Source organism: Oscillibacter valericigenes (genome assembly GCF_021531435.1).
Taxonomy (GTDB): domain Bacteria; phylum Bacillota; class Clostridia; order Oscillospirales; family Oscillospiraceae; genus Oscillibacter; species Oscillibacter valericigenes_B.
This window is the reverse complement of the sequence record NZ_JAFBIS010000057.1, coordinates 1-2,414: the sequence shown is the minus strand read 5'-3', so window position 1 is coordinate 2,414 and position 2,414 is coordinate 1. Positions and strand designations below refer to the sequence as shown.

Here is a 2,414-nt window from a genome sequence, read left to right as displayed (position 1 = left end):
AGTTATGCAACAATCGATTTAGACAAGCGTCAGCGTAGGTATGTTCCTGGAACAGGTCGTACCAGGCGTTCACCGGGAACTGGGAGATCACCATGGTGGACCGGCCCGGATCCCGGCTTTCCAGTACCTCGAACAGGTTCCGGCACTTGTTCAGATCCAGCTGCATCAGGCCGAAATCATCAATCACCAGCAGGTCAAATGACACCAGATTAGCCAGCGTCTCCCGGTAGTTGTCCATTGCCTCGGCCCGGTTCAGCTCGTCAATAAGATGGCTGGCCTTGCAGTACTTCACGGTCTTGAACTGCCGCAGAGCACAGATCGCCAGAGCGTTAGCCAGATAACTCTTACCAGAGCCGGTCTGGCCGGTGACCATCAGGTTCCGGCCTTCCTCCACCCATTTACACTTGGTCAGTTCCTCAATGATCCTGGTATCCAGAAGCCGTTCCGGATCGTAGATCGTCTCATCCAGATCGGCATGGGGATATTTCAGCGTAGCCTTCTTAATGAAGCGGTTCAGCTTTTTGTTGTAGCGCAGATCCCATTCTGCATCTACCAATCTGCCAACCTTCTCGCGGAACGGGATCAAGTCGGAGTTGGGATCCCTTAGCAGTTCCTCCAATGCCTCTGCCATGCCGGAAAATCGCATGGCTTTCAGCTTGCTGCACAGTTCATAATCTCCGGTAGAAAGGATATCTGTCATCACTTATAGATCTCCTTTCCTCGGAGATTCTCATGGGAAGGTAGCTGCTGCTGTTCCTTTGTCTGGCTGCGGTTCGTCAGTTGCTTCAGGCACCGTTTGAAATAGGAATATCGGCAGGCGTTGCCCTCCACGCAGAGCCGGGCTGCTTCCTCCACCAGCAGCTTGGACTGCCCAGTACACATATGGAGGATACCGTTGCAGCTGTTATAGGACTGTTCCTCATGCTGCCCGGAAAGGAGAACTGTGTCAATCATTTTTGCCGTATAGGGGCCGTATCCGGCGGCCCAGCGGCGGTAGTATTCGCCGTCCTTCTCATTCACATCCCGGTAGAAACGATGTTCCGGGGGCATGTGCTCAGTCTTCGTGATGTACTTTGGAAATGTGGTATAAGACCGTCTATGGGTGCAAATCAGCTTATTATTCCGGTCACAAATTCGGATCTCTGCCATGGTTGCTTTGAGAAAAGCAGGTTGGCCATACATGGTGCAGGGAACAGAATAGTAATGTTCGTCGAACAGAAGATGGTAGTTGTTGGGAACCTTCCCAAAATAACGATACTCGCAGGGAGTGAAATGTCCGCTATTCAAGGGGCGCATCTTTGACTTGTCGTAAAACTCAAATGCCTCCCGCCGGGAGAAACTCTGACCCTGAATTTTTCGGTCGTTCAGGTTATCCACGATCCGCCGGACATTCCGGTTCAGCTCCTCTATGGTGTAGTAGACCTGTTCCTTTAGGTCCTCCAGCAAGTGGGTTTCCAGCCACTGGACGCCTTTCTCCACGGTAGCCTTGCCGGTGGGCTTCCGGGCCGGAGGTGGCAGAATCACCACCTCATAGAACTGTTCCAGATCCTGATATGCAGAATTGAGGATCAGCTCATCCTTCGTGTGCTTTGTAACGGCGGCACGGAGGTTGTCCGGAACCAGATACTTGGGAGCCGCACCATAGTAGTCTAGGGCATGGACGGTGCCTGCGACGAAACTGGGCAGCTTCTCGTCAGGAAAAGCTTCCGCATAGATCATGCTGCTGACACCCACGGTGGTGACGAAGATATGCACCTTCCGGAGTTCGCCGGTCTGAGAGTCTACCAGAAGTTCCGGCTGGTCACCGACCCAGTCGATATACACACGCTCTCCTGGAACCCGCTCCACCGCCATGCGGAGGTTCTGAGATCCGTGGTGAGTGTCGACATACTGGTTGAAGTAATGGCAAAACTGGGTGTACTGGTATCCGGAGGGATGCTCCTTCTTGTACCGGAGCCACATGAAGTACAAATTGGCCTTACTGCCATCCTGGTTGATCCGATTGTAGATGGCCTCATAGTCCGGCATGATGTCCTCAGACTTCCTGCGGACATTAGATGGCGGATAAAAGGAGGCCTCCACCTCCGAGCCAGGCATCTGCTTCAGAACCTCCAGCGGGATGCCCTTGGCCCGGTATCGGGACATGATGAGGTTCACGGTGCTGTTGCCGACACCGTAGCGATTGCGGCAATCGTCGTAGGAGATACCCTTCAGGCGCATCTCGATGATGCCAAGGATGGTTGTGCTGTTTTGCATTGAAAATGATACTCCTTTCTTGCAGCGGCTGCTGCAGGAAAGACTGTATCACACCCAAAGCTGGTACGCACCGTTCATCCGAAACAGCCGCACCGCTTAAACCGAAATACTCACACCGTCCGAAACGAAATCCTCACACCGTTCGGGCGAAATTTGCA

At 53.2% G+C, this 2,414-nt stretch carries 2 protein-coding genes; both read right to left on the bottom strand.

The window, feature by feature from the left end; genetic code table 11:
* Positions 1 to 700, bottom strand: a 700-nt coding sequence (locus JQM68_RS13490; protein ID WP_235223539.1) for an ATP-binding protein, incomplete at its 3' end; no start/stop codon positions are given.
* Positions 700 to 2,256, bottom strand: coding sequence for a Mu transposase domain-containing protein (locus tag JQM68_RS13485; protein ID WP_235223538.1), 1,557 nt, complete (start codon positions 2,254 to 2,256; stop codon positions 700 to 702). The genes JQM68_RS13490 and JQM68_RS13485, both read right to left, overlap by 1 nt.
* Positions 2,257 to 2,414 lie beyond the last annotated feature (158 nt).